Source organism: Acidovorax delafieldii 2AN (assembly GCF_000175235.1).
Lineage (GTDB): Bacteria > Pseudomonadota > Gammaproteobacteria > Burkholderiales > Burkholderiaceae_C > Acidovorax > Acidovorax delafieldii_B.
This window is the reverse complement of the sequence record NZ_ACQT01000194.1, coordinates 1-6,694: the sequence shown is the minus strand read 5'-3', so window position 1 is coordinate 6,694 and position 6,694 is coordinate 1. Positions and strand designations below refer to the sequence as shown.

7 protein-coding genes are annotated in these 6,694 nt (G+C 67.9%); 3 read left to right on the top strand and 4 right to left on the bottom strand.

Going from position 1 to position 6,694, the window contains the following annotated elements:
• The 4 genes from ACDELDRAFT_RS17340 to ACDELDRAFT_RS17325 all read right to left on the bottom strand — a co-directional run.
• On the bottom strand, positions 1-529 hold a 529-nt coding region (locus ACDELDRAFT_RS17340; protein WP_005799256.1), incomplete at its 3' end, for a sigma-70 family RNA polymerase sigma factor.
• Positions 530-550: 21 nt separating this feature from the next.
• On the bottom strand, positions 551-958 hold the full coding sequence (locus tag ACDELDRAFT_RS17335) for a VOC family protein (RefSeq protein WP_005799255.1): 408 nt from the start codon (positions 956-958) through the stop codon (positions 551-553).
• Positions 959-1,018: 60 nt separating this feature from the next.
• Positions 1,019-1,555, bottom strand: a complete 537-nt coding sequence (locus ACDELDRAFT_RS17330) for an SRPBCC family protein (protein WP_005799254.1) — start codon at positions 1,553-1,555, stop codon at positions 1,019-1,021.
• Between the two features lie 26 nt (positions 1,556-1,581).
• Positions 1,582-1,995 (bottom strand): YciI family protein, encoded by a 414-nt coding sequence (locus tag ACDELDRAFT_RS17325; RefSeq protein WP_005799253.1) that lies wholly within the window; start codon positions 1,993-1,995, stop codon positions 1,582-1,584.
• Between the two features lie 246 nt (positions 1,996-2,241).
• Between ACDELDRAFT_RS17325 and ACDELDRAFT_RS17320 the strand changes: the two genes are divergently transcribed.
• The 3 genes from ACDELDRAFT_RS17320 to ACDELDRAFT_RS17310 form a co-directional block, all read left to right on the top strand.
• Complete coding sequence (locus tag ACDELDRAFT_RS17320; RefSeq protein ID WP_040329717.1) at positions 2,242-4,254, top strand: TonB-dependent receptor plug domain-containing protein; 2,013 nt, start codon at positions 2,242-2,244, stop codon at positions 4,252-4,254.
• Between the two features lie 2 nt (positions 4,255-4,256).
• Positions 4,257-4,802: a YfiR family protein gene (locus ACDELDRAFT_RS17315; protein WP_005799251.1), complete on the top strand. Its 546-nt coding sequence runs from the start codon at positions 4,257-4,259 to the stop codon at positions 4,800-4,802.
• Positions 4,799-6,694 (top strand): putative bifunctional diguanylate cyclase/phosphodiesterase (locus ACDELDRAFT_RS17310; RefSeq protein ID WP_005799250.1); only part of this gene is annotated, 1,896 nt, incomplete at its 3' end. The genes ACDELDRAFT_RS17315 and ACDELDRAFT_RS17310, both read left to right, overlap by 4 nt.

The following is a 6,694-nucleotide window of genomic DNA, read 5'->3' as shown; positions in this document are numbered from 1 at the left end:
CCGAGAGGGTGCGCTTGGCGCGCACGATGCGCTGGGCAATGGTGGGCTCGGGCAGCAGAAACGCCCGCGCGATCTCGGCGGTGGAAAGGCCGCCCAGCAGCCGCAGCGTGAGGGCCACGCGCGCCTCTTTCGGCAGCAGCAGATGGCATGCGGTGAAGATGAGGCGCAGCAGATCGTCGCCGATGTCGTCCTGCTCGGCGTCCATCAGCGTGTCAACCACGTCGGGGGCGTACTGGGCTTGCAGCGCCTGCAGGTCTAGGCCCAGCGCCTCGTGTTCGCGCGCGTGCAGGGCTTGCTGGCGCAGGTGGTCGATGGCGCGCCGCTTGGCGGTGGTCATGAGCCAGGCGCCCGGGTTGTCGGGCAGGCCGGTGCGGGGCCAGTGTTCGAGCGCAGCCACCAGGGCGTCCTGCGCCAGCTCTTCGGCGCGGCCCACGTCGCGCGTCATGCGCGCCACGCTGGCGATGATGCGCGCGGCCTCAATGCGCCACACCGAGTCGATGCTGCGGTGCAGGGCAGCACGGTCGGGCATGGCGGATTCGTTCACAACTTCTCAGCCCGGGGCTTGGCTGGCGTCTGCCATGTGGACGAATTCCCACGTGTGTCCATCAAGGTCATCGAAGCTGCGCGAATACATGAAGCCCAGGTCCTGCACCGGGCGGGGCGTGGTGGCGCCCGCGGCCACGGCCTTGGCAACGAGGGTATCGACCTCTTCGCGGTTGCTGCACGAGAAGCACACCAGCACCTCGGAGGTGGTGCGCGCGTCAGCAATGGCCTTGCTGGTGAAGGTCTGGTAGAACTCCTTGACCAGCAGCATCACGTAGAGGTTCTCGCCCACCACCATGCAGGCGCCCTGGTCGTTGGTGAACTCGGGGTTGAACGCATAGCCCAGCGCGCGAAAGAACGCCTGGGAACGGGCCATGTTGTCAATGGGCAGGTTGACGAAGATCTGCTTGTGCATGAGGGTCTCCTGAAAGTTGAAAGATAAAGACAAATCACACCGCTGGCGTAACGCGCCGCTTCAGCCCGCGGGCTTTTGCGCCACAGCCTGCAGCTGGGCCAGGCCGTCTTCGAAATCCTGGCCCACCATGCGGTCCATGTTGAAGACGAGGTGCATGATCTTGGCCAGGTAGGGCACCGGGCCCTGCATGGCCCAGGTGACGCGGGTGGCACCCGCGCCTTCGGGCTGCAGCGTAAATTCGACCTGGTTGTGGGCTGCAAAGGGCTTCACGAAGTCGAGCCTCATGCCCACGCTGCGGGGCGCGGTGGCCTGCACGATCTCCATGCTACCGGTGCCCACCTTGCCGCTGCGCCAGGCATAGCGTGCGCCGGGGCCTGCGGTGACGGCGCTATATTCGCCCTGGATGGCCGGGTCCTTGCGTTCGTAAGGGTTCCAGGTGTTGAACTGGCGCAGGTCGTGAATCAGGCCGTACAGGCGCTCGGGGGGCGCCGCAATCACGCGGCTGCGCTCCACGCGGAAGGTGTCGGGGCAGGTGGCGGCGAACGCCAGCAGCAGCGCCAGGGCTGCCAGCGCCACAAGGGCAATGGTCTTGAACATGGCGGTGCGTCCTGGGTGCCTGGGCATCAGCCCTGCAGGGCTTCGAGGTCGCGGAACTCCTGCACACCCTCCACCCCGGCGAAGTCTTCCATCTCGTAGAGCGGCCGTACCTCGATCTCGGCGTCCAGCCCCTCGCCGCGCGGGTTGGGAAAGCGGCGCGTCCACTCCAGTGCCTCGTCGCGGTTGCGCACCTGGATCAGCGTGTAGCCAGCGATCAGTTCCTTGGTTTCCGTGAAGGGGCCGTCGGTGACCGTGCGCCCCCCGGCGCCGTAGCGCACGCGCCAGCCCTGCGCGGTGGGCTTAAGGCCGCTGGCGTCCAGCAGCACACCGGCGCGGGCCAGTTCCTCGTGGTAACGGGCCATGGCGGCCATCAGCGTGCTGCCGGGCATCACGCCCTGCTCGGTTTCGGGCGTGGCCCTGACGATGATCATGAATCGCATGGTGCTTCTCCTGAGGGGGATGAAGGGCCGTCCCGGAGCCGGATGCCCACGAAACCCGGCGGTCTTCTCCAGCACGACGGATGGCGATGGGCGAAATCGACAACCGCTCGCAAAAACATGCCTTTCTCAGGAGATTTCCCCGAAGGCTCTATTTGCTAAAATTGATACAATTTGTAAATATTTGACCGATCAAAAGCGCAGGCACCTTCCCGGCCCCCGGAGCAGCGCCAGCCACACGGTACAGCCATGAATCAAGGATCGGACAACCGCACACGGCGCCCACGCGCATGGTGCATCGCCCTCGCGTGCTGCTGGGCGGCAGGTGCCCAGGCGCAGGCCGACATTGCCGACCTGCCGCTGGAGCAGCTCATGCAGATGGAGGTGCGCACCGCCAGCCGCTATACGCAAACCGCGCTCGAAGCCCCCGCCGTCATGAGCGTGGTCACGGCCGAAGACATCCGACTGTTTGGCTACCGCAATCTGGCCGAGGTGCTGGACAGCATGCGCGGACTGTACGTCTCGTACGACCGTACCTACCACTACCTGGGCCTGCGGGGCTTCGCGAGCCCTGGCGACTACGACACGCGGGTGCTGCTGCTCGTGAATGGCGTTCGATTCAACGACAACGTCTACGATCAGGCCGCCATCGGCACGGATTTTCCGCTGGATCTTGACCTGGTGGACCGGGTGGAGTTCGCGCCCGGGCCCGGCTCGGCCGTGTACGGTGCCAACGCCTTCTTCGGCGTGGTGAACGTCATCACGCGCGACGGCCGCCAGCTCGCCGGCCCCCGCGTGAGCACCGAAATCGGCAGCCACGGCAGCGCCCAACTGCGCTTTTCTGTGGGCACGGTGGACGATGCGGGCAGAGACTGGCTGGTGTCGGCCACCCGCTTGAGCGCCCGCGGTGCCGACCCGTACTACGCCGCCTACGACACGCCCGCCAACAACCACGGTGTGGCCCAGGGCCTGGATTTCCTGCGCAGCACCCAGCTGTTCGCCCGCATGCACCGCGAGGGGCTCACGCTCACCATGGCCCATGGGGAGCGCGACAAGGGCATGCCCACCGCCGCGTTTTCGCAAGTCTTCAACGACCCGCGCTCCCGCCTCTCGGACACCAGCACGCGCGTGGCAGCCGAGTACACGAGCCAGTGGCAGCCGTCGCTGGCCTTCACCGGGCGGCTGCATGCGGGGCGCTACCGCTATGTCGGCAACTACGTGTACGACTACCCGCCGCTCACGGTCAACCGCGACGAGGGAACCGGACAGTGGTGGGGCGCCGAGGGCCAGTGGGTGAGCACCGCCCTGGCGCGCCACAAGCTCTCGTGGGGGCTGGACTACCGGCGCGATACCGGCATCACGCAGCGCAATGCCGACATCGATCCGCCGGCGAGCTACCTGCAAGCCCGGCGCAAGGGCGACATGCTCGGGGTCTACCTGCAGGATGAGTTCGCGCTGCGCGCCGACCTCACGCTGCACGCGGGCTTGCGCTGGGACAAGCAGACCGGCAGCCAGAGCGCGGTGCATCCGCGCCTGGGCCTGGTGTACTGGTGGAACCCGGCCACCGCGGTCAAGCTGCTGCATGGCACGGCCTACCGTCCGCCCAATGCCTACGAACGCGACTACCGCGTGGACTTGCCGGGAGGCGTGGTGGACACGGCAGCCCTGCACTCGGAGCGCGTGCGCACCACCGAGCTGGCGCTCGAACACGCCCCGAGTGGCGCCACGCGCATGCTGCTGACGGCGTTCCACTCGCATGTCTCCAACCTGATCACGCTGGCCGATGCCGACCGGCCCGACCGCGTCACCATCAACAACACCCGCCGCGTGCATGTCGAAGGCATCGAGGCCGAGGTCGAGCAACGCTGGAGCGGCGGCTCGCGCGTGCGCGTGGCCTACGGCTGGCAGAAGGCGCGCGACCTGGCAGCCCAGGCCGATCTGACCAATTCTCCGCGCCACCTGCTCAAGGTCCAGTGGGCCGACGCGGTGAAACTGCCCTTCGGCGCCGACTGGCCGCAGGGCCACTATGCCATCGAGGGCATTGGCATCGGCCCGCGCAACACGCTGCAGAACATCCGCCTGCCAGGCCACCTGCTCACGAACCTCACCTATTCCACCCGCTTTGGCGGCGTGGACGTGTCGGTGGGCGTGTACAACCTTTTCAACCGCCGCCATGCCGATCCGGCCTCGTTCGAGATCCGCGACAACCTGGTCTGGCAGGACGGACGCACCTACCGCGTCAAGCTCACCTACGGGTTCTGACCATGGTCTGCATCCGCCCCCTGCGCACCCTGCTGCTGGTCTGGCTGGCGGTGGCGTGCTTGGCGCCCCGCGCGCATGCGGCCGAGCCGGTGGGAGAACCCGATCTGAAGGCCGCGTATGTCTTCAATTTCATCCAGTTCATCGACTGGTCCGACGCCGCGCAGCCTGCAGAGGGCGACTGGCTGATCTGCGTGTCCTCGTTCAGCCCCCTCAAGCGGCCGTTGACGGCCCTGGAAGGCCGGTTCGCGCGCAAGGGCCAGGCCATCCGCGTGCGGCTGCTGGACGTGGCCGAGCTGCGCCACTGCCGCGTGGTCGTCCTGCACAGCTCCGACCCCGAGCCGCTGTTGCGCGCGCTGCGCGCCATGCCGCCGCGCAGCGGCATCCTGACCATCTCCGACCAGGGCGCGGATGCCCCGCCGGACACCATGATCACCCTGTTCCAGGACGGAAGCCGTGTCGCTTTCGGCATCAACACCGAAGCCACCGGCAAGGCCGGCCTGACCGTCAGCTCCAGGCTGCTGCGGCTGGCCCGCGGAGCAAGCAAATGAAGATCCACACATCCCCGGCAGCCGACGCCGAGCAGGCAATCCCGCAATCGCTGCTGTCCTCGCGCCTCATGACCACGGGCATCCTCACGGCCGGGCTGGCGCTGCTGACGGTGGTGCTCGCGCTGACAGGCTTCGACTACTGGCAGACGCGCCAATCCATGCTGCAGGACAGCCGGGTGGAGGCAGCCATCGTGGCCGACAACCTCTCGGCGGCGGTGATGTTCCACGACACCCGCGCCGCCAACGAGACGCTGAGCGCGCTCAAGGCAGCGCCGATGGTGCTGGGCGCCGGTATCTACGACGCCGACGGCGTGCTCTTCGCGCACTACGTGCGCGAGCCGGACCCGAACTTTCCGACCACGCTCAGGCTCGCCGGCATGGAGCACGTGGCCGAGCGCGCGGGGATGCGGGTGCTCGAGATGGCGCGGCCCGTGGAGGTGGCGGGCACCGTGTGGGGCACGCTCTACATCCGCAAATCGATGGCGGCCGTCTACACCCGGCTCACCGTGCGCTTCGTCAGCGCGCTGCTCATCGCCCTGGCCGTCATGGCGCTGGCCACCGCCATGGTGCTGCGCAGCCGCGCCGCCGTGCGCAACGCGGAGAACCGCCTGCACGCGCTGGCCCACACGGATGCGGTCACCGGCACCGGCAACCGGCACGCCTTCAACGAGCGGCTAGCCGCCGAGATCCTGCGCGCCAGCAACCTGGGCAGCCGGCTGGCCCTGATCTACATCGACCTGGACAATTTCAAGACCCTCAACGACACCTTCGGACATGCGGCGGGCGACGGCCTGCTGCGCCAGGTGGCCGTGCGCCTGCGCTCGGCGGTGCGGGCCGGCGACAGCATTTCGCGCCTGGGCGGCGACGAGTTCGCGGTGATCCTGCGCCTGGACATGAACGACGAAACCCTGACCCGCTACGGCCAGCGCATTGTCGATATCTTCCAGTCCACCTACACCGAGGTGGGCCAGCAGGTGAGCGTGACCTGCAGCGCGGGCATCGCCACCTTTCCCGACGACGCCTCGGACAGGGACAGCCTGGTCAGCAACGCCGACACGGCGATGTACCGTGCCAAGGAAATGGGCAAGAACCGCTGCGTGCGCTTCGATGCATCCATGAACCAGGCCCTCGCCCGGCGCCAGACCGTGGAGCATGCGCTGCGCTGGGAACTGGAGCATGGCAGCGGACTGGCGCTGCACTACCAGGCCCTGTACCGCGCCACCGACCGGGCGCTGGTGGGCGCCGAGGCGCTGCTGCGCTGGACGCACCCTGAGCTGGGCAGCATCTCGCCGCTGGAGGTGGTTTCGGTGGCCGAAGACTGCGGCCTGATCATCCCGCTCGGCTACTGGGTGCTGCGCACCGCCTGCCGCGATGCGGCGCAGTGGCAGGCGCAAGGCCCGCTGCGCGTGGCCGTCAACATCTCGGCCAGGCAGCTGGGCGACCCCCAGTTCCTGGAACGCGTGATGGACATCCTGCGCGAAGAGGGCCTGGCAGCGCACCAGCTCGAGATCGAACTCACCGAAACCGTGCTGATGGAGAACATGGAGGCCGGCGCACACACCCTGCACCGGCTGAGCCAGCTCGGCATCCACCTGGCCATCGACGATTTCGGGACGGGCTATTCGTCGCTGGCCTACCTGCGCCAGCTCCCCATGAGCCGCCTCAAGATCGACCGCAGCTTCGTGAAGGACCTGCCCGCGCAGGAGCACAGCCGCACCATCGTCACCGCCATCGTGGCCCTGGCCCATGGCCTGGGCCTGCAGGTCACGGCCGAGGGCGTGGAAACGCCGCAGCAGGCGCAATACCTGGTGCAGCAGGGCTGCGACGTGCTGCAGGGCTACGTGTTTGCGCGGCCCCTGCCCGCGCCGCAGTTCGTGGCACTGCGCGCCGGC